This window comes from Streptomyces sp. NPDC056061, assembly GCF_042266885.1.
In the GTDB taxonomy this organism is placed as follows: Bacteria; Actinomycetota; Actinomycetes; order Streptomycetales; family Streptomycetaceae; genus Streptomyces.
The window spans coordinates 107864-127106 of sequence record NZ_JBHJWQ010000023.1 but is presented as its reverse complement, the minus strand read 5'-3'; the positions used below and the strand labels follow the sequence as shown (position 1 = coordinate 127106).

Sequence of the window (19243 nt, the reverse complement as noted above, 5' to 3'; positions counted from 1 at the left end):
CACATGAGTTACGCGTCTTAGGTTAGCCTTACCTACCTCGCTGGATATCGGAGGGGTTCCCATGCTGTCGTCCAGACCTGCCCGCGTGCCCGCAAGGGCGGGCGCGGTCGTGCTGCTCGCGGTGCTGCTCGGAGCCCTGCTCCCGGCCACCGCCGCTCACGCGGCGAGCCGCACGGTGCAGGGCGGCCGACTGGACTGGGGCATCAAGTCCTCGTTCCAGAGCTACGTCACCGGACCCGTCGCGAACGGGAGTTGGGGCCTGACCGGAGGCGCTGCCACCACCGGTGGCAGCCGGTTCCGCTTCCACTCCGCGACCGGTTCCTACGATCCGGCGACCGGGGCCTTCGCCGCGGGCTTCTCCGGCGGGGTCCGCTTCGTCGGCCACCGGAAGGCCGACGGCAGCAACGAACTGGAACTCTCCATCAGCCGCCCCACCATCCGTGTCACGGGGGGCCGCGGCACCGTCTTCGCCGACGTGGTCAGCAAGGAGCGGGGGAGCGGACGGGTCACCTCCGCCGCCCAGGTGCCGCTCGCCACGCTCGGCCTGGGCGGGATCGACATGAGGGGCGGCACCACCCCCATCGCCCTCACCGATGTCCCGGCGACCCTGACGGCGCAGGGCGCGAAGGCGTTCGCCGGTTACTACACGGCCGGTACGCCGCTCGACCCGATCAGCCTCTCCGTGGACACCACGGGCCCGGCCGGGAAGCCTGCCGCGTCCCGGTCCCCCGAGAAGCCCGCCGAGCCGAGGAAGACCGACCGGACGGCGGGACGGCTGGAGGACGCCGCCGTCGACTGGGGGGTGCGCCGCACCTTCCGCGAATACGTCACCGGGTCCATCGGCAAGGGGAAGTGGACCCTCGCCGACGGCGCGCAGGACGGCGGGGCGCTGTTCCGCTTCCCGCGCGGCAAGGGCACATACGAGCCGAAGGGGCAGAGTCTGGACGCCGCGTTCGCGGGCAGCGTCCGCTTCACCGGCGCCGACGGTCTCGACCTGAAGCTCTCCGCGGTCACGGTCCGGGTGAAGGCGGGCAGGGGCACGCTCTCGGCCGACGTGGTGAGCGGTGGCGACCGGCTCGGGCCCCTCCCGCTGGTCACCTTCGCCGCGAAGGACTTCGCACCGAAGAACGGGCTCGCCGTCCTCGCCGAGGCCCCCGCGACGCTCACCGCCGACGGCGCCAGGGCGTTCGGCTCGCTCTACCGGGCGGGAACCGCGATGGACCCGGTCTCCCTCGCCGTCGCCGTCGACGGGTCGGCCCGACTGCCCGCCCTGCCCGATCTGGGCAGCGACCCCACCCCGTCGCAGCCGCCCGCAGAGAAGACCGCCACCCCGGCGTCGGCGTCCGAACCGGCCCCGGACTCCGACTCCGGTTCCCGCACCCCGCTGTACCTCGGTGCCGGCGCCGGCGTGCTCGCCGCCGCGGCGGGCGCGTTCCTCCTCGTCCGCCGTCGCGCCACCGCGCGGAAGAACGACTGAGCTCCCCTCCGCCGCCCCGCCCGGCGGCCCCGTCCCCGATGAGAGGCCCGAACCCCCTCCCGCGCCCCGCCCGGCGGCCCTCGCCCGCCGAGGGGCCCGGGACTCCGCACCGGTCGAGCGACCGGCACCCCGTCCCCACCCCCGTACCGCACTCCCCGAGGAGACCACCGACCATGTCAGCCACCCGCCGCCGCCCCATAGCCCTCGCCGCTGCCGTCGCCACGGCGGCAGCCCTCGGCGCCACCGCGTTCGCCCTGCCCGCGCTCGCCGCCGACGGCGCCGCCACCGGCCGCGCGGCCGCCGGGGCGCCGAAGCTGGACCTTGAGGACGGCACCCTGGAGTGGGGCGTCAAGGAGTCCTTCCGCAAGTACCTCGCCTCGCCGTTCTCCGGCGGGAAGATCACCGTCGAGGACGGCGCCGTCCAGGCGGCCGGCAACGGCGTGTTCACCTTCGTCGACGGCAGGGGCAGCTACGACACCGGCACGCACGGCACCGACACCGCCTTCCGGGGCGGCGTCAACTTCTACGCCCACGGAGGCGTCCTCGACATCACGCTGTCGGACGTGAAGCTCTCCACCTCCGGTACCGGCGGTGCGATCACCGCCGACGTCAAGACCCCGGAGGGCACCCGCGACGACGTGGTCTTCGCCGACCTCGACCTGTCGGCGGTGAAGCCCGGCCGGGGCGAGGGCGGCGCCATGGTCTTCAAGGACATCCCGGCGAAGCTGACGAAGGCGGGCTCCGAGGCGTTCAACGGCCAGTACAAGGAGGGCGACGCGCTCGACGCGGCCACGCTTTCGGTCAAGGCCGCCGCGGCCCCGACCGGGAAGCCCACCACGGAGCCGACCACCGGGCCCACCGGGAAGCCGACGACCGAGCCGACCGGGAAGCCCACCACGGAGCCGACCACCGAACCCACCGGCAAGCCCACCTCGACCACCTCCCCGTCCCCGACGGCCACCGACAAGCCGGCCGCCGAGACCGGCGCGATCGTCGACGGCACCCTGGACTGGGGCGTCAAGAAGTCCTTCCGCAGCTACGTCACCGGCCCCATCGCCCACGGCAGGGTCGAGACGACGGCCGGCGCCGAGACGTCCGCCGACGGCTACCGGTTCCCCGACGCCACCGGTCACGTCGATGCGGCGAAGCAGACCCTGAACGCCGGGTTCGGCGGCAAGGTCCGCTTCCTGGGCCACGAGGAGAACGGCGCCCACACCCTGGACCTCTCCCTCGGTGCGCCGAGGATCCGGGTGAACGGCACGAAGGGCACGCTGATCGCGGACGTCTCCACCAAGGACCGCGAGACCGGGAAGGTCTCCTCGTACACCGGTCTGGCCGTCGCGGACCTGAAGCTGCCCAAGGGCGGACTCGTGGCCAAGGACGGGGTGGTGACCCTCTCCGCCATCCCGGCGACCCTCACCGCCGACGGCACCAAGGCGTTCGGCGGCATGTACCGGGCGGGCGAGGAACTCGACCCGCTGACCGTCGCGATCGCCCTCGACAAGGGCGCCGAACTCCCCGCCGCGAGCGGCACGGGCTCCGCGGGCGGCACCGGCGCCACGGGCGGGGCGGGCGGGTCCGCGGCCTTCGGCGGCGGCAGCGTGGGCGGCTCCGGCCTCGGCGGTTCGGTGGGTGGCTCCGGCTCGCTCGCCGCCACCGGCTCCGACGTCCCGGCCGGTGCCCTGATCGGCGGCTCGGCCCTCGTCGTGGCGGCCGGCGCCGCCACCGTCGTCGCCGCCCGTCGTCGCCGCACCGTCTGATCCCGGCGCGGCACCCGACCGCACCACCGCACACACCGTCCGGGTGGCGGCCCGCCCCGCGGCCGCCACCCGGACGGTGCTTGAATGCCGACGTGATGAGCGACGGCGAACCCGACGTGCCCGAGGGCATCGACGTGCTGCGGGTCTTCTGCGGCCCCGACGGACGGCACGGCAACCCCCTCGGCGTGGTGCGCGACGGACGCGCGTACCCCGACGACACGTCCCGGCAGGAACTGACCTGCCGGCTCGGCTTCAGCGAGACCGTCTTCGTCGACGACCCCGAGCGCGGACACGTCGACATCCACACCCCGGGGCTCCGTCTCCCCTTCGCCGGTCACCCGCTCGTCGGCACCGCCTGGCTGCTCGACCTGGAGATCCTGGAACTGCCGGTCGGTGAGGTGTTCGCCCGCCAGGACGGGGAGTTCACCTGGATCGGCGCCCGGCCGGAGTGGGTGCCGCCGCGCACACTGGAGCGGTACGCGTCCGTCGCCGAGATCGAGGCGCTGACCGGGCCGCCGCCCGGCGAGGGCTGGCTCTACGTCTGGGCCTGGGAGGACGAGGCAGCCGGCCGGGTCAGGGCGCGGGCGTTCCCGAGGCGGGGTGGCGAGGCGGGAGGAATCGTGGAGGACGAGGCCACCGGCGCTGCCGCACTGCTGCTCAGCGCGCGGCTGGGCCGGGCCCTCGACATCACGCAGGGGCGCGGCTCGCAGATCCTCACCGCGCCCGCACCGGACGGCACCGTGGAGATCGGGGGCCGGGTGCGGTGGGCGCACCGGTCCACCCCGTCGCGGGGCTGACAGCCCGCCGCGCCCTTCGGGCGTTACGCCCGGGGCCGGCGCGGGAAACGAGGGCGGTACGGGGATCGGGTCCGTCACGGGAAACGAGGGCGGTACGGGAACGGCGCGGCCGACGGGACCTGACCGGAGCGGCCGGTCGGTGCCGTCGGCCGCGCCGTACGGGCACGACGTACCGCGCGGGGGCCCGTGCCGTGACCGGCACGGGCCCGCTTCAGGCGCTGAGCGGGAACGCCTCGCCCAGTTCCCGGAACACCGCGGTGTTCAGCGCGAAGGCGCGCTTGCACTCGTCGATCACGCGCTGCTTCTCCAGGTCGTCCGCGTTCAGCGCGTCCAGCAGTTCGCGGTAGTCCCGCTTGAACGCGGCGGGGTTGGATATCGCCTCGAAGACGTAGAACCGCACGCCGTCCCCCTTGCGTGCGAAGCCCCAGGTCTTCTCCGCCTTGTCACGGATGATCTGGCCGCCCGAGAGGTCGCCGAGGTAGCGGGTGTAGTGGTGGGCGACGTAGCCGGCGGGCCAGGTACGGGCGCACTCCGCGACCCGGGCGGCGTACGCGGCGGTGGCCGGCAGCGGCTCCAGGCCCTCGCGCCAGTCGGCACCCCGCAGATGGGCCAGGTCGCGCTCCAACTCGGCGGTGCGCATCAGCTCGGACCGGATGAAGGGGCCGGCGACCGGGTCGTCCCGCAGTGCCTGCTCCCCCTCCTCCAGTGCCTGGTACACGAACCACAGCTGCTCGGTGTAGCGCGTGTACGCGTCCACCCCGAGGCGCCCGCCGAGCAGGTCGCTCATGAAGGTCGAGGTCTCCGCCTCGGTGTGCTGCTCGTGCGACGCCGTGCGGATGAGCGTCGAGAAGGGCGTGGCGGCGGCGGTTGCGTCCAAGGCGGGCCTCCGGGGGCCGAGGGGACGGGAAAGTCCAGAAACAGACGGATAAAAAGCGGCAGTGGCTGCGCGTCGCAGCCGCTGTCGACATCCCCGATCCTCCTGCTTAGGTTTACCTAAGTCAACAGCTTGCCGACGGCTTGTCGGTTAAATTGCCGACACGTTGTCGGTAAAAATCATACGTCGTTGCCCGATCCCGCGCCCCGCGGCGCGATCGGGTGCGGGAACGCGAGAGCGGCCGCCCCGGAGGGCGGCCGCTCTCATGGCCGATCGTTCCGCGCGAGGGTCGTTCCGCGCGAGGCCGTTACGGAAGCGTCAGGATGTCGGCGCCCGTCTCGGTCACCACCAGGGTGTGCTCGAACTGGGCGGTGCGCCTGCGGTCCTTCGTCACCACCGTCCAGCCGTCGTCCCACATGTCGTAGTCGTGGCTGCCCAGCGTCAGCATCGGCTCGATGGTGAAGGTCATGCCGGGCTTCATCACCGTCGTCGCGTGCGGGCTGTCGTAGTGCGGGATGATCAGGCCGGAGTGGAACGAGGAATTGATCCCGTGCCCGGTGAAGTCCCGCACGACGCCGTACCCGAAGCGCTTCGCGTAGGACTCGATGACCCGCCCGATGACATTGATCTGACGCCCCGGCCGGACCGCCTTGATGGCCCGGTTCAGGGCCTCCTCGGTGCGTTCGACGAGCAGCCGGGACTCCTCGTCCACGTCGCCGCAGAGGTAGGTGGCGTTGTTGTCGCCGTGCACGCCGCCGATGTACGCCGTGACGTCGAGGTTCACGATGTCGCCGTCGCGCAGCACCGTGGAGTCCGGGATGCCGTGGCAGATCACCTCGTTGAGCGAGGTGCACAGCGACTTGGGAAAGCCGCGGTAGCCCAGCGTCGAGGGATAGGCGCCGTGGTCGCACATGAACTCGTGGGCCACCCGGTCGAGTTCGTCCGTCGTGACGCCCGGGGCGATGTGCTTGGCGGCCTGGGCCATCGCCTGCGCGGCGATCCGGCCCGCGATGCGCATGCGTTCGACGGTGTCGGCGTCCTGGACCTCCGGACCGGTGTACGGGGTGGGGGCCGGCTTCCCCACGTACTCGGGGCGCCGGATGCTTCCGGGCACGGAACGGATGGGAGTGATCTCCCCGGGTACGAGCAGCGACTGGCCAGACATGCCAGCGAGTCTAACGACCCGGGGAGCAAGGGGGAGCGGCCCGGGAACGTGGGGAACATCGCGACCGCCGGCGACGCGGGAGGCGGGGCCGCAGGACGCCGGGAGCGCGCTCCCTTTCCCCTTGCTCCCCAGGTCGTCATCGGCTCGTCTGGGGCAGCATGGCCCCTGAGGGAAGGAGCCGATGATGGCCCTGTTCAAGAAGCGCACGGTCGGCAAACCGGGCGAGTGGTACTACTGCCTGCTGCACAAGAAGGTCGAGGAGGGCCCCGAGTGCCCGGCCAAGGACCGTTTCGGGCCGTACGCCAGCCGCGAGGAGGCGCAGCACGCGATGGACACGGCGCGGGAACGGAACCTGGAGTGGGAGACCGACCCCAAGTGGCACGACGGCGGCGCCCCCCGGGACCCGGAGGCGTGAGGCGGGGCGCCGCCGTCCCGGCCCCGGGTGTGAGACGGAGCACCGTCGCCCCGGCCCAGGACGGCGGCGCCGTCGGTCGCCCCGCGGGGTCACCGCCGGGCCCCGCCCGCTCATGCCTTGGCCGGGTCGGCCTCCGCGGCGCGCTGGGCGCGCCTGCGGGTCGCGTCCTCGTCCGTCTCGGAGTCGTACGTCAGCAGCTTCGGCAGCGCGGCCGTGAGCAGCGCGACCGACGCCACGCACGCCACGCCCCCGCTCCAGATCGCGGAACGGGTGCCCGTCCAGCCCGCCATCGCCCCGGCCCGCACCTGGCCCAGCTGCGGGCCGGTGCTGTACGAGAGCACCTCGATGCCCGCGAGCCGGCCCCGCAGCTCCTCCGGGATGGTCTGGTTCCAGATCGTGGAGCGGCCCAGACCGCTGAGCATGTCGCCCGCGCCCGCCACGGCCAGGCAGACCAGCACCAGCCACACGTTGCTGAACCATCCGGCCGCCGCGATCGCCAGTCCCCAGGCCGCCGCCCCGAACACCACGAACAGCCCGTGCCGCCGCACCCGCGACGTCCAGCCGCTGGTCAGGCCCAGCACCAGGGAGCCGACCGAATCAGCGGCATACATCAGGCCCAGCGACCAGTCGGCGTTCAGATCGTCCGCCAGGAACGGGAAGATCGCGTTCGGGAAGGCGAAGAACATCGCGGCCATGTCCACCGCGTACGTCCCCAGCAGCACCGGGCGGCTCCAGGCGTACTTCGCGCCCTCCACGATGCCGCGCAGCGACGGTTTCGCGTTGTCGCGGGCGGGCGGGGCCGGGGACAGACGCAGGCACAGCAGCACGGAGGAGGCGAACGTCAGCACGGTGACCGTGTAGGCCGTGGCGTGTCCGGCGTAGGCCACCACGAGGCCCGCCACCGCGGGCCCGGTGATCGCGCCGAACTGCCAGCGCAAGGAGTTCAGGGCGGCGGCCGCGGTCAGCTGGTCGTGCGGCACGATCCGGGCCATCAGGGAGTCCAGCGCGGGCCGCTGGAGCCCGGACAGCGCGGAGACCCCGCCCGCGACCAGGTAGAGCGGCCAGAGCAGGGGATCGGGCAGCGCGGCGTTCACCAGGAGCACCAGCGCCAGCACGCCCAGCCCCGCCTCGGTGCCCAGGATCACCTTGCGGCGGTCCACGGCGTCCGCGAGCGCGCCGCCGTACAGGCCGAAGACGATCAGCGGCACCAGCTCGACCGCGCCCATCGCGCCGACGGCCAGCGGCGACCCGGTGAGCTCCTTGATCTGGAGCGGCAGCGCGATCAGGGCCATGAAGCTGCCGAAGTATGTGACCAGGCCCTGGACCCAAAGCAACCGGAAGTCGGCCGAGGAACGCAGGGGGGTGACATCGGGCAGCAGAGCGGCGAGCCGGGCGATGCGGGAGGGAGCTGAGGTCACGAGGCGTCATCGTCCGGCGCGGTACGCGCCACCGCAACAGCTTTTCCGCGCCGCGTGCCGTCGGGCCCCGCCGTGCCCCGGCCCGCGGTGGCCCGTGCTCGGACGACGGTCCCCCGCACCGCACCCCTCACCAGCGCGGCGGAGGGGGTGCCGTCAGCCGGTCGGCGAGCCGGGACAGCCGGTCCCGGAACCGGCGGCGGCCGTGCGGCACGGGCGCGCCGCTCTCCCCGGCCGCCGCGCTCACCAGATGCTGCACGGTGTCCAGATCGACGTCGTCGCGGCCGCTCACCGTGAGCGTCTCGTGGGCGAGCCCCCGCACCTGCGGATCGCCGCCGTCCAGCGAGAGGACCGTCGCCCCGGCCCTGCGGGCGTCGTGCACGCGCTCCAACAGCCCCGCGCCGGGCCGCTCCGGGGCCACCAGGAGCAGGGTCTCGCCCCGCCCGGCCGCCTCGATCCGGCCGAGGCCGACCGCCAGATGCGCCGGATCGCCCGGTTCCACCCGGTGGCGCACCAGGACGGGCGCCAGCTCCGGCATCCCGGACCAGGCGGACTCGTCGACGAGGTGGGCCGCCAGGTGCCACGGCTCGTACTCCGCGGTTCCCACCAGCAGCAGTCCGCCGCAGTGCGGGACGACGGACGATCTGAGGACCCCGGCGAACCGCCGGGCCGCGGCCGGCCACTCGGTTCCGGCGAGCACTTCACGCAGCAGGGCGACACGTACGGCATCCATGGCCCGGCATCATGCCCCCGGCCCCCGCCCGCCACCGGTGAACGGCCCCGGAACCACACGAACGGCGCGCCCGCCCCCCGACACCGCGATCCCGCTGCCTCCCGCTCCCCAGGCCGTAACGGCCTCGCCGTAAGGTCGTGGTCATGACGACGAATGACACGGACAGCACCCCCAAGCCCGCGGCCAAGGACCCCTGGGACCTCCCGGAGGTGTCCGGGCTGACCGTCGGTGTGCTCGGCGGCACCGGCCCGCAGGGCCGCGGCCTCGCCTACCGGTTCGCCCGCGCCGGCCAGAAGGTGATCATCGGCTCCCGGGCCGCGGACCGCGCACGGACCGCCGCGGAGGAGCTGGGCCACGGTGTCGAGGGCGCGGACAACGCGGAGTGCGCCCGGCGCAGCGACATCGTGATCGTGGCCGTGCCGTGGGACGGCCACGCCAAGACCCTGGAGTCGCTGCGCGGCGAACTCGTGGGCAAGCTCGTCATCGACTGCGTCAATCCGCTCGGCTTCGACAAGAAGGGCGCCTACGCGCTGAAGCCCGAGGAGGGCAGCGCCGCCGAGCAGGCGGCCGCGCTGCTCCCGGAGTCCCGGGTCACCGCCGCCTTCCACCACCTCTCCGCGGTGCTGCTCCAGGACACCGCCGTCGAGGAGATCGACACCGATGTGCTGGTGCTCGGCGAGGCCCGCGCCGACACCGACCTGGTACAGGCCCTGGCGGGCCGGATCCCCGGCATGCGCGGCATCTTCGCCGGGCGGCTGCGCAACGCCCACCAGGTCGAGTCGCTCGTCGCCAACCTGATCTCGGTGAACCGCCGCTACAAGGCGCACGCGGGCCTGCGCGTCACCGACGTCCGCGCCACCGACGGCTGAGAGCCCGCCGGGTGCCCGGCAGGAGGGTGTGCGCCGGGCCGGTGAACCCCTCCGTCGGGGCACCGGCCGTCCGGGCCACCCCGCGTCGGGCGGACCGGGGCATGGGGGACACTGGACGGGACCGTGCACCGCCCCGGACAGGAGCCGACCCCCATGCCCCGCCTCGCTCTCTACGCCATCGCCGTCTGCGTCCTGGCCGTCGTCGCGGCCGTGATCTCGTTCACCCGGGGCCAGTGGCTCGGGATCGTCTGGATCCTGCTGGCCGGGCTCGCGTCGAACATGGCGTGGTTCTACGTGCGACGGCACCGCGCCCAGTCCGCCACGAGCTGATCACGGACCGGCCGTGAGCCGGTCGCGGACCGCGGGACGGCCGAGGCCGGACGCCGCCCCGTGGGTGGCCGCTGCCGGTCAGCCCGGCAGCGAGCAGACCGGGTCGGCGGCCCGCCAGAAGCGGTAGGCGTCGAAACCGCAGTACGTCGTGAACTCGTCGATGCCCAGTGCCCGCAGCAGGCCGTGGATCGCGTCGAAGAACACCGCGTTGACCTCGGGGATCCACAGCACGCCGAACACCGCGATCAGCCCGAACGGGGCGAACGGCTCGACCTGGCGGCGGACGCGGTACGACAGCCACGGCTCGATCACTCCGTACCCGTCCAGCCCCGGCACCGGGACGAAGTTGAGGATCGCGGCCGTGACCTGGAGCAGCGCCAGGAAACCCAGCGCGTACCGGAAGACCGGCGGGACGCCGTCCAGCGCGTGCAGCCAGAACGGCGCCGTGCAGACGATCGCGAACAGCACGTTCGTCAGCGGGCCCGCCGCCGAGATCAGGCTGTGCCGCCAGCGGCCCCGGATCCGGCCCCGCTCGATGAAGACCGCGCCGCCCGGCAGACCGATACCGCCCATGATCACGAACAGCACCGGCAGCACGATGCTCAGCAGCGCATGGGTGTACTTCAGCGGGTTCAGGGTCAGGTAGCCCTTCGCCCCGATGGAGATGTCGCCGCTGTGCAGCGCGGTCCGGGCGTGCGCGTACTCGTGCAGGCAGAGCGACACCACCCAGGCCGCCGTCACGAAGAGGAAGAGCGCGATGCCGGGCCGCTCGGCGAAATCCGTCCACACCGCCCAGCCCGACACCGCCGTCACGGCGACGATACCGAGGAAGACCGGGCTGATCCGCCGGTCGCTGCGGGCTGCTGCGGTGGGCATCGGCGAACTCCAGGGGGACGGGCCGGTCGGTGCGGTGCGGCGAGTCCGACCGTACCGCCGACACGTCACAAACGTCTCGCGCCGGGGCGGTGGTTCGGTTCAGGGTGGAGCCATGACGAATGCCCCGCGCACCCGACGAACACGGATACATCCGTACACGTGTCCGTCTTCCGCCCGCGGTCACGGAGAATAGGCGCGTGCGCTACAGCATCCTCGGCACCACCCGGGCACTCCGCGACGACGGCACGGCCGTCACCGTCGGCGGGGCGCGGCTGCGCGCCCTGCTCACCGCCCTCGCGCTGCGCCCCGGCCGCCCCGTCCCGGCCGCCGTGCTCGTCGACGAGGTGTGGGACGGCGACCCGCCGACCGACGCCACGGGCGCGCTCCAGGCGCTCGTCGGGCGGCTGCGCCGGGCCCTCGGCCGCGCGGCGGTCACCTCCGGCGAGAGCGGCTACCGGCTGGCCGCCGAGCCCGACGACATCGATCTGTACCGCTTCGAGCGGCTCGCGGGGGAGGGGACGCGGGCACTGGCAGGAGGCGACCCGGCCAAGGCACGGGCCGTGCTCGACGACGCGCTCGCCCTGTGGCGCGGACCGGCCCTCGCCGATCTGCCCGACCGCGACGCCCTCGCCGCGCGCTGGACGGCCCGGCGGCTGGAGGCCCGCCGCACCGGGATCGCCGCGGCCCTCCTGCTCGGCCGGGCGGACGAGGTCCTGCCCGAACTCGTCGCCCTGTGCGCCGAGCACCCGATCGACGAACCGCTCCAGGCGCTGCGGCTGCGGGCCCTGCGCGACGCCGGGCGCACGGCCCAGGCACTCGCCGCCTACGACGAGGTGCGCACCGTGCTCGCCGACCGGCTCGGCGCCGACCCCGGACCCGAACTGCGTGCCCTGCACGCCGAGCTGCTGGCCCAGGACGTGACGGGTGAGGAGCGGCGGCCCGGTCCGCCGCGCCCCGCCGTCCCCGAGCCCCCCGCGGCCCCGCGGGGCAACCTCCGGGCCCGGCTCACCAGCTTCGTCGGGCGCGACGACGACATCGGGGCCCTGCGCACCGACCTCGCGCGCGCCCGGCTGGTCACCCTTCTCGGGCCCGGCGGCGCGGGCAAGACCCGGCTCTCCCAGGAGGCCGCCGAATCCGTCGCCCCCGCCTGGCCCGACGGCGTCTGGCTGGCCGAACTCGCACCCGTCGACGACCCGGAGGCCGTACCGGAGGCCGTGCTGAGCGCGCTCGGCGCCCGCGAGACCGTCCTGCGCGGAGCGGGTGCCGAGGAGCTGCGGGTCGCCGAGGGTCATGCGGGCGACCCCCTGGTACGCCTCACCGAGCACTGCTCCCGGCGCCGGATGCTCCTGCTCCTGGACAACTGCGAGCACGTCATCGGGGCCGCCGCCGCCCTCGCCGACCACCTGCTCGCCCGCTGCCCGGGACTCACCGTGCTGGCCACCAGCCGCGAACCCCTCGGGGTGCCCGGTGAGTTCGTCCGCCCGGTCGACCCGCTGCCCGCCCCGATGGCGCTCCGGCTGTTCGCCGACCGCGGCGCCGCCGCCCGGCCGGGCTTCCGGACCGACACGGACGAGGGGACCGCCGAGGCCGCCGCCGAGATCTGCCGCCGTCTCGACGGGCTCCCGCTCGCCATCGAACTCGCCGCCGCCCGGCTGCGGATGCTCACCCCGCGGCAGATCGCCGACCGGCTCGACGACCGGTTCCGGCTGCTCACCAGCGGGGCCCGTACCGTACTGCCCCGCCAGCAGACGCTGCGCGCCGTCGTCGACTGGTCCTGGGACCTGCTCGACGACGCCGAACGCGCCGTGCTGCGCAGGCTGTCGGTCTTCGCGGGCGGCTGCACCCTGGGCGCCGCCGAGGCGGTCTGCGCCGACGGCCCCCGGGGCGGGCCCGAGGTCGCCGGGCTGCTCGGCTCGCTCGTCGACAAGTCCCTCGTCGTCGCCGCACCCGCCGAGGACGGAGGAATGCGCTACCGGCTCCTGGAGACCGTCGCCGAGTACGCCGCCGAACGGCTCGACGCGGCGGCGGAACGCGACACCGTGGAGCGGCGCCACCTGGTGCACTACCGGGAACTGGCCCGGACCACCGACCCGGAGCTCCGGGGGGCCGGTCAGCGCGACGCCATCGAACTCTTCCGCCGCGAGTACGAGAACATCCGCACCGCCCTGCGCCGCGCCGTCGCCGCCCGCGACGAGCAGGAGGCACTCTGCGTGGTGCTGTCGATGTGCTGGTACTGGCAGATGCGGGACCTGCGCGCCGACGCCCTGCACTGGGCCGACGCGGTCGCGGCCCTGGGCCCCGACCCCTTCGCCGGGCCCGCCGGACCCGTGCCCTCCCTGCACGAGCGCTGCACCGACGCACCGCCGCCCATGCCGCCCGACCTGCTCCAGGAGGCCCGGCGCCAGGTGGCCCTGGTCCAACTGGCCAGCATGGACCACGACCTGGACGTGTGGACCGACGAGAAGGGCATGGCCCGGCTGCGCGTCATCGCGAACACCTACCGTCCGGGCCAGCCGCAGACCTGCCGCGCCCCGGCCTCGCTGTGGTTCTTCGCGGTCATGATGACCGGAGAGATCGACGACCTGCGCGTCCTGATGGACGAAGCGGTCCGGGCCTGCCGCGAGTTCGGCTATACGTGGGAACTGGCCGGCGCGCTCCAGATGCGGGCCAACGTCCTGGCCAACCGGACCGACTGGGCGGGCGAGGCGCGCGCCGACGCCGACGAGAGCCTGGAGATCTTCATCCGGCTCGGTGACGACTGGGGCGCCGCCGAGGCGCTCTCCTCCCGGGGCGAGGCCAACGAGAAGCGCGGCGAATACGTGCGCGCGGCCGAGGACTTCCAGGCCGCCGTCGAACACGCGGAAAGGCTCGGCGCCCGGTCCCAGACGCTGGTCCTCAGGGCCCGCCACGCGTCCGTGCTCACCGAGCTCGGCCGCGGCGACGAGGGCGAGGCGATCATGCGGGGCGTGATCGCGGAGGGGCACGGGGCGAGCCACGAGGCGATGCCCGCCGCCCGGCTCCACCTCGCCCTGTGGCTGGGCCGCAGCGGACGCACCGACGAGGCGCGTGAGCAACTCGACATCCTGCGCGAGGAGTTCCGTTCCGACACGCTGGCGATCTTCGACGGGTTCCTGCAGGGCGCGCTGGCCTGGCTGGACAACCAGGACGGCCGGTACGCCGAGGCCCTGCCCAAGGGCCTGACGGCGCTGGCCCGGTCCCAGGACCGGCTGTCGCAGATGGTGGCCCCCCACATGACGGTCATCCAACTGGTCGGCGTCGCACGATCGTTGGCCGGCCTCGGCGGCGAGCGGCGAGCCGTGGCCGCGGCCCGGCTGCTCGGGGCCGGACGCGGACTGCTGTCCCCCACGTACGTACCCACGTCGATGGAACGGCACGACTGGGCCGCGGCGGAGGGGACGGCCGTCGCCGTCCTCGGCCGGGCCGCCTACGACGCCGCGTACGCCGAGGGCGGCGGCCTCTCCATGGAGGAGGCCGCCGCCCTCGCCGAAACGTACCGGGACTGACGGCCCCGCCGGTCGCGCACCGGCCATGGGGACCGAACCGTTCGCCACCGGCCGTTGCACCGAACCGTTTGCCACCGGCCGTCGGGTCGCACCGGCCGGTGGCGGACGGCGGGGCCTCAGCTCCGCTTGCGGAACTTGGCCACCGCGAGCGGAGCCGCCACCGCGGTGATCGCCACCGCCCAGCCGAGCGTCAGCCACACCGCGTGGGCGACCGGGCCGCCGATCATCAGCCCGCGCGCCGCGTCCGCCAGGTTGGACAGCGGGTTGTAGTCGGTGAACGCCTGGAGCCAGCCCGGCATCGTGGCGGGCGGGGCGAAGATCGACGAACCGAACTGGAGGGGCATGAGCACCAGGAACCCCAATCCCTGAACCGCCTGGGCGGTCTTCACCGACAGCCCCAGCAGGATGAAGATCCACATGATCGCGGCGCCGAACGTCACCGACAGACCGACCGCGGCGAGCAGGCCGAGCACCGAGGTCTTCAGCTCCATGCCGAGCAGGAAGCCCATGCCCAGCAGGATCGCCGTGGCGACCAGCATCCGGCCCATCTCGACGAGGATCTTGGCGATGAGGACCGACGAGCGGGCGATGGGCATCGTCCGGAACCGGTCCATGATCCCCTTGCGGAAGTCGTCGTTGACCCCCGTGCCGACCGCGGTGGCGATGTTCATGCCCATCATCGCCATCAGACCGGGGACGACGTAGTTGATGTACGTCTGCCGGTCACCGCCCAGGCTGGAGCCGATGGACCCGCCGAAGACGTACACGAACAGCAGGGTGAAGACGATGGGCATCAGCAGCACGTCGAACATCGACTCCGGATCCTTCTTGATCTGGAGCAGATTGCGCCGCATCAGCGCGCCGATGTGCCGCAGGTTGGCGCGCAGCCCGATCCGGCCCTCGTCGGGGAGCGTCCGCGGCGGCGCGGCGGGAGCGGAACCGGTGGTGGCGGGCTTCTGGATCGTCGTGCTCATGCCGCGACCTCCGCGGGGATCGTGTCGGTGGCGGAAGCGCTCTTCTCGCCGGTGATCGCCAGGAACACCTCGTCCAGGCTGGGCAGCGCGGTGGCGACGTGCGCCAGCGAGAAGCCCCGGGTGCCGAGCAGGCCGATGACGGCGGTCAACTGCTCGTCGCTGAGGATCGGTACGTACAGCAGGCCCTCGCCCGGGACGGCCTGGGCGCCCGCGACCCCGTCGAGCCCGGCCTCCTTGATCGCCAGCGCCATCGCGGGCAGCTGCGCCGGGTCCGAGGGCCGGATCTGCAGGGTGCGGCCGCCGACCTTCGCCTTGAGCTCGTCGACCCCGCCGCTGGCGATGATCCGGCCCTTGTCGATGACGGTGAGCTCGCTCGCGAGCTGCTCCGCCTCCTCCATGTACTGGGTGGTGAGCAGCACGGTCGCCCCCTCCTCGACCATCCGCCGCACCTCCTCCCAGACCTCGTTGCGGGTACGGGGGTCGAGCCCCGTCGTCGGCTCGTCCAGGTAGAGGACGGCCGGACTGCCGATCATCGACGCGGCGAGGTCGAGACGGCGCCGCATGCCGCCGGAGTAGTCCATCGCGGCGCGCCCTGCCGCTTCGGTGAGCGAGAAACGCTCCAGGAGTTCGTCGGCCCGGGACCGGGCGGCCTTGCGCGACAGATCGAGCAGCCGCCCGATCATGTAGAGGTTCTCCCAGCCGGAGAGCTTCTCGTCGACCGAGGCGTACTGTCCGGTCAGCCCGATGGTGCGGCGCAGCTGCCGGGGCTGCTTGACCACGTCGAAGCCCGCGACGGTGGCGTGTCCGGCGTCGGGGACGATCAGGGTGGACAGGCAGCGCACGAGCGTGGTCTTGCCGGCGCCGTTGGGCCCGAGCACACCGAGCACGGTGCCCTCGCGGACATCGAGGTCCACGCCGTCCAGAGCCTTGGTCGAGCCGTAGTGCTTGACCAGCCCCCGGACCTCCACGGCGTTCGAGCCGCTCCTGGGGTTCTTGTCGTTTCGCGTCATGTCCCCATGGGACCAGGCGTTGCCGACAGTCCGCCGACAACAGGCCGACAGCCCGCCGATGGGGGATGTCGGCGGGCTGTCGGTGGTGCGGGAGATGGACCGTGACCGGGGCCCGTCCGGTGGCCGGGCCCCGGTGGAACGACGTGCGGGAGTGCTCGTGGTCCGGTGGGCCGGGAGCCCGGTGGGCCCAAGGGCCGTCCCGTCATCCCCGGCGGGCCACCATGGATGACGGGTCGGTCCTCAGTGGAAGGTGTGCTCGGCGGCCGGGAACGCGCCGCCGACGACCTCCTGCGCGAACTCCTTCGCCGCCTCGCCCAGCACCTCGCGGAGGTTCGCGTACTGCTTGGTGAAGCGCGGCACCTTGCCGCCGGTCAGCCCGACCATGTCGGTGTAGACCAGCACCTGGGCGTCCGTGTCGGGGCCGGCGCCGATACCGACGGTCGGGATGTGCAGGGTGCGGGTGACCTCGGCGGCCAGCTCGGCCGGCACCAGCTCCAGGACGACGGCGAACGCCCCCGCGTCCTGCACGGCCTTGGCGTCGCGCAGCATCTGCTGCGCCGCCTCCTCGCCGCGCCCCTGGACCCGGTAGCCCATCGCGTTCACGGACTGCGGGGTCAGGCCGATGTGGGCCATCACCGGGATGCCTGCCTCGACCAGCAGCCGGATCTGCTCGTGGCTGCGCTCCCCGCCCTCCAGCTTGACCGCACCGACGCCGGACTCCTTGATCAGCCGGGTGGCGTTGCGCAGGGCCTGGACGGGTCCTTCCTGGTACGCCCCGAAGGGCAGGTCGGCGACGATCAGCGCGCGCCTGGTGCCCCGTACGACGGCGGCGGAGAGGACCGCCATCTCGTCCATCGTCACGGGCACGGTGGTCTCGTAGCCGAGGTGGCAGTTGCCCATGGAGTCCCCGACGAGCATGACCGGGATGCCGGCCTCGTCGAAGACGGACGCGGTCATCGCGTCGTACGCGGTGAGCATGGGCCACTTCTCGCCGCGCCCGGTGGCGGCGGCGATGTCGTTGACGGTGATGCGGCGGGTGCTCTTGCCTCCGTACAGCGCCTTGCTGCTGTCGGTGGCGGCTCCCGCGGCGGAAGAGGTGGGCTTGTTCCGCGCAGCCTGAAGCGACATGTGCCTATGGCTCCTTCGTCATCTCAAGGCGCCCTGACGGCGTCCCTGGACCGGTTCCATGGTGGCATCCCGCGACCGTCCTCGTGAAGTGGGCCGGCGCGCGGTTCCGGAAAGCGGGCCGGCACGTGTCGGCCGCAGGAACGTGCGGCAAAGGCAGTACCAATACGAGACGGTCTCGTATTGGTAATCGGATAGGCTCCTCGGCATGTCCATACCGTCGGGCGCTCGCACCGCCCCGCACCAAGTGCCCGAGGCGATCCACCGCCGCCGCTGGGCCATTCTCGTCGTCCTGATGTTCAGCCTGCTCATCGTGGTGCTGGACAACTCGATCCTGAATGTCGCGGTCAAGACCATCGCCAGCCCCGCCCCCACCGGCATCGGCGCCACCCAGAGCGAGCTGGAGTGGGCCATCAACTCCTACACGCTCGTCTTCGCCGGAATCCTCTTCACCGCGGGACTCCTCGGCGACCGCCTCGGCCGCAAGAAGGTGCTGCTGTTCGGCATCTTCCTCTTCGGCGTCGGTTCCGCCCTGGCCGCCATGTCCGAATCGCCCGGCGAACTGATCACCTGGCGGGCGGTGATGGGGTTCGGCGCCGCGTTCGTCATGCCCGCCACGCTCGCCGTTCTGATGAACGTCTTCGAGCGCGACGAGCAGCCCAAGGCCATCGGCATCTGGGCCGGCAGCGTCGGCCTCGGCATCGCGATCGGCCCGATCACCGGCGGACTGCTGCTCGAACACTTCTGGTGGGGCTCGATCTTCCTGGTGAACGTGCCGGTGGTGGTCATCGCCCTGATCGCGATGGCGCTGCTGGTGCCGGACTCCAAGGACCCGAAGCCGGGCCGGCTCGACCCGTTCGGTGTCCTGCTGTCCATCGTCGGCCTGGTCCTGCTCGTCTACGGCATCATCCGGGGCGGCGAGCTCGGCGACTTCACCGATGCCACCGTGTTCCTCCCGGTCGTCGGCGGCCTGGCCGTCCTCGCCGGGTTCGTCCTGCACGAGCGGCGCAGCAGCCACCCGGCCCTGGACGTCTCGTACTTCAAGAAGCCCGCGTTCTCCGCGGCCGTCGCCGCCATCGCGCTGGTCTTCTTCGCGCTGATGGGTGTGACCTTCTTCTCCGCCTTCTACATGCAGAGCGTGCGTGGCTGGAGCGCGTTGCAGGCCGGTCTGCTGATCCTGCCGCTCGCCGCCGCCCAGATGATCTTCGCGCCGCGCGCCCGGCTGGTCGTGGACCGGTTCGGCGCCCGGGCGGTGTGCGCCGTCGGCATGCTGCTGGTGGCGCTCGGCCTCGCCGCGTTCACCCTGTTCGACGCCGACACGCCGATCTGGGTGATGTGCGTGGTCTTCTTCGTTCAGGGGCTGGGCATGGCGCATGTGATGCCGCCGGTCACGGTCGCCGTGATGCAGACGCTGCCCAGGGAGAAGGCGGGTTCCGGCTCGGCCGTCAACAACACGTTCCGGCAGGTCGGCGGGGCGCTCGGGATCGCCGTGCTCGGCTCGGTGCTGTCCACCGTCTATCGGAACGGCATCGAGGGGCACCTCGGCGCCCTCCCGGCCGGGATCCGGAAGGTCGCGGGGGAGTCGATCGAGGCCACGCTCGGCATCGCGGACGGGCTGGGCCCGGCCGGTGCCCCGCTGGTGACGGCCGCGCACGACGCGTTCCTGGACGCCATGCACGTCACCGCCATCGCCTCGGCGGCCATCGCCCTGGTGGGTGCGCTCGTGGTCGCGCTGTTCCTGCCGGGCCGGACCCCCGCCGGACGGCCGTCCGTCCCGGCCCGCGAGGAGGAAGCGTCGGTGCGGGCCGACGCGGGCCGCTGACGACGGCGGAGGACCGATGGACCGCTCCCGGGACCCGGCTCACCCCCAAAACCCGAGGGCGGTCCGCACGGATGCCG

At 73.1% G+C, this 19243-nt stretch carries 16 protein-coding genes; 8 read left to right on the top strand and 8 right to left on the bottom strand.

Annotation, left to right across the window (positions count from 1 at the left end; all coding sequences use genetic code 11):
• The first annotated feature begins 61 nt into the window (after window positions 1-61).
• The 3 genes from ACFC79_RS27770 (at window position 62) to ACFC79_RS27760 (ending at window position 4034) form a co-directional block, all read left to right on the top strand.
• Entirely contained in the window at window positions 62-1477 is a 1416-nt protein-coding gene (locus ACFC79_RS27770) for an HtaA domain-containing protein (protein ID WP_376245307.1), read from the top strand.
• Between the two features lie 173 nt (window positions 1478-1650).
• The gene (locus ACFC79_RS27765; protein ID WP_376245305.1) at window positions 1651-3237 is read left to right on the top strand and encodes an HtaA domain-containing protein; all 1587 of its coding nucleotides are present in this window, start codon (window positions 1651-1653) and stop codon (window positions 3235-3237) included.
• 95 nt (window positions 3238-3332) lie between these two features.
• A complete protein-coding gene (locus tag ACFC79_RS27760) occupies window positions 3333-4034 on the top strand; it encodes a PhzF family phenazine biosynthesis protein (protein WP_376245302.1) in 702 nt (233 codons plus the stop codon).
• A gap of 211 nt (window positions 4035-4245) precedes the next feature.
• On the opposite strand, the gene ACFC79_RS27755 is transcribed toward ACFC79_RS27760, so the two are convergent.
• Window positions 4246-4911 (bottom strand): heme oxygenase (biliverdin-producing), encoded by a 666-nt coding sequence (locus tag ACFC79_RS27755; protein ID WP_376245299.1) that lies wholly within the window; start codon window positions 4909-4911, stop codon window positions 4246-4248.
• A 304-nt stretch (window positions 4912-5215) separates the two neighbouring features.
• Window positions 5216-6073, bottom strand: coding sequence for a type I methionyl aminopeptidase (gene map, locus ACFC79_RS27750; RefSeq protein ID WP_376245296.1), 858 nt, complete (start codon window positions 6071-6073; stop codon window positions 5216-5218).
• A 184-nt stretch (window positions 6074-6257) separates the two neighbouring features.
• Between map and ACFC79_RS27745 the strand changes: the two genes are divergently transcribed.
• Entirely contained in the window at window positions 6258-6488 is a 231-nt protein-coding gene (locus tag ACFC79_RS27745; protein WP_376245293.1) for a hypothetical protein, read from the top strand.
• Between the two features lie 110 nt (window positions 6489-6598).
• Here the strand turns inward: ACFC79_RS27745 and ACFC79_RS27740 are convergent, their stop codons facing one another.
• Together ACFC79_RS27740 and ACFC79_RS27735 are read right to left on the bottom strand one after the other, a co-directional pair.
• Window positions 6599-7906 (bottom strand): MFS transporter, encoded by a 1308-nt coding sequence (locus ACFC79_RS27740; RefSeq protein ID WP_376245290.1) that lies wholly within the window; start codon window positions 7904-7906, stop codon window positions 6599-6601.
• 127 nt (window positions 7907-8033) lie between these two features.
• Entirely contained in the window at window positions 8034-8636 is a 603-nt protein-coding gene (locus ACFC79_RS27735) for a hypothetical protein (RefSeq protein WP_376245287.1), read from the bottom strand.
• A gap of 143 nt (window positions 8637-8779) precedes the next feature.
• On the opposite strand from ACFC79_RS27735, the gene npdG reads away from it, so the two are divergent.
• Together npdG and ACFC79_RS27725 are read left to right on the top strand one after the other, a co-directional pair.
• Entirely contained in the window at window positions 8780-9505 is a 726-nt protein-coding gene (gene npdG / locus ACFC79_RS27730) for an NADPH-dependent F420 reductase (RefSeq protein ID WP_376245284.1), read from the top strand.
• A gap of 153 nt (window positions 9506-9658) precedes the next feature.
• A complete protein-coding gene (locus ACFC79_RS27725; RefSeq protein ID WP_376245281.1) occupies window positions 9659-9835 on the top strand; it encodes a hypothetical protein in 177 nt (58 codons plus the stop codon).
• A 78-nt stretch (window positions 9836-9913) separates the two neighbouring features.
• Here the strand turns inward: ACFC79_RS27725 and ACFC79_RS27720 are convergent, their stop codons facing one another.
• Window positions 9914-10711, bottom strand: a complete 798-nt coding sequence (locus ACFC79_RS27720; RefSeq protein WP_376245279.1) for a site-2 protease family protein — start codon at window positions 10709-10711, stop codon at window positions 9914-9916.
• 197 nt (window positions 10712-10908) lie between these two features.
• Here ACFC79_RS27720 and ACFC79_RS27715 point away from each other — a divergent pair, with 197 nt between their 5' ends.
• Window positions 10909-14235: a BTAD domain-containing putative transcriptional regulator gene (locus tag ACFC79_RS27715; RefSeq protein WP_376245276.1), complete on the top strand. Its 3327-nt coding sequence runs from the start codon at window positions 10909-10911 to the stop codon at window positions 14233-14235.
• Window positions 14236-14351: 116 nt separating this feature from the next.
• Here the strand turns inward: ACFC79_RS27715 and ACFC79_RS27710 are convergent, their stop codons facing one another.
• The 3 genes from ACFC79_RS27710 to panB all read right to left on the bottom strand — a co-directional run bounded on the left by ACFC79_RS27710 (window position 14352) and on the right by panB (window position 17347).
• A complete protein-coding gene (locus ACFC79_RS27710) occupies window positions 14352-15209 on the bottom strand; it encodes an ABC transporter permease (RefSeq protein ID WP_376245273.1) in 858 nt (285 codons plus the stop codon).
• Window positions 15206-16219 (bottom strand): ATP-binding cassette domain-containing protein, encoded by a 1014-nt coding sequence (locus tag ACFC79_RS27705; RefSeq protein ID WP_376245270.1) that lies wholly within the window; start codon window positions 16217-16219, stop codon window positions 15206-15208. The genes ACFC79_RS27710 and ACFC79_RS27705 overlap by 4 nt, the downstream gene beginning before the upstream one ends.
• A 240-nt stretch (window positions 16220-16459) precedes the next feature.
• On the bottom strand, window positions 16460-17347 hold the full coding sequence (gene panB, locus ACFC79_RS27700) for a 3-methyl-2-oxobutanoate hydroxymethyltransferase (protein WP_376245267.1): 888 nt from the start codon (window positions 17345-17347) through the stop codon (window positions 16460-16462).
• Between the two features lie 205 nt (window positions 17348-17552).
• Between panB and ACFC79_RS27695 the strand changes: the two genes are divergently transcribed.
• The gene (locus ACFC79_RS27695; RefSeq protein WP_376245264.1) at window positions 17553-19166 is read left to right on the top strand and encodes an MFS transporter; all 1614 of its coding nucleotides are present in this window, start codon (window positions 17553-17555) and stop codon (window positions 19164-19166) included.
• Window positions 19167-19243 lie beyond the last annotated feature (77 nt).

Coding starts and splice junctions, on each gene's coding strand:
- map (WP_376245296.1), bottom strand. CDS start 6,073: ATGTCTGGCCAGTCGCTGCTCGTACCCGGGGAGATCACTCCCATCCGT.
- ACFC79_RS27705 (WP_376245270.1), bottom strand. CDS start 16,219: ATGACGCGAAACGACAAGAACCCCAGGAGCGGCTCGAACGCCGTGGAG.
- ACFC79_RS27725 (WP_376245281.1), top strand. CDS start 9,659: ATGCCCCGCCTCGCTCTCTACGCCATCGCCGTCTGCGTCCTGGCCGTC.
- ACFC79_RS27745 (WP_376245293.1), top strand. CDS start 6,258: ATGGCCCTGTTCAAGAAGCGCACGGTCGGCAAACCGGGCGAGTGGTAC.
- ACFC79_RS27735 (WP_376245287.1), bottom strand. CDS start 8,636: ATGGATGCCGTACGTGTCGCCCTGCTGCGTGAAGTGCTCGCCGGAACC.
- panB (WP_376245267.1), bottom strand. CDS start 17,347: ATGTCGCTTCAGGCTGCGCGGAACAAGCCCACCTCTTCCGCCGCGGGA.
- ACFC79_RS27770 (WP_376245307.1), top strand. CDS start 62: ATGCTGTCGTCCAGACCTGCCCGCGTGCCCGCAAGGGCGGGCGCGGTC.
- ACFC79_RS27720 (WP_376245279.1), bottom strand. CDS start 10,711: ATGCCCACCGCAGCAGCCCGCAGCGACCGGCGGATCAGCCCGGTCTTC.
- ACFC79_RS27710 (WP_376245273.1), bottom strand. CDS start 15,209: ATGAGCACGACGATCCAGAAGCCCGCCACCACCGGTTCCGCTCCCGCC.
- ACFC79_RS27765 (WP_376245305.1), top strand. CDS start 1,651: ATGTCAGCCACCCGCCGCCGCCCCATAGCCCTCGCCGCTGCCGTCGCC.
- ACFC79_RS27695 (WP_376245264.1), top strand. CDS start 17,553: ATGTCCATACCGTCGGGCGCTCGCACCGCCCCGCACCAAGTGCCCGAG.
- npdG (WP_376245284.1), top strand. CDS start 8,780: ATGACGACGAATGACACGGACAGCACCCCCAAGCCCGCGGCCAAGGAC.
- ACFC79_RS27760 (WP_376245302.1), top strand. CDS start 3,333: ATGAGCGACGGCGAACCCGACGTGCCCGAGGGCATCGACGTGCTGCGG.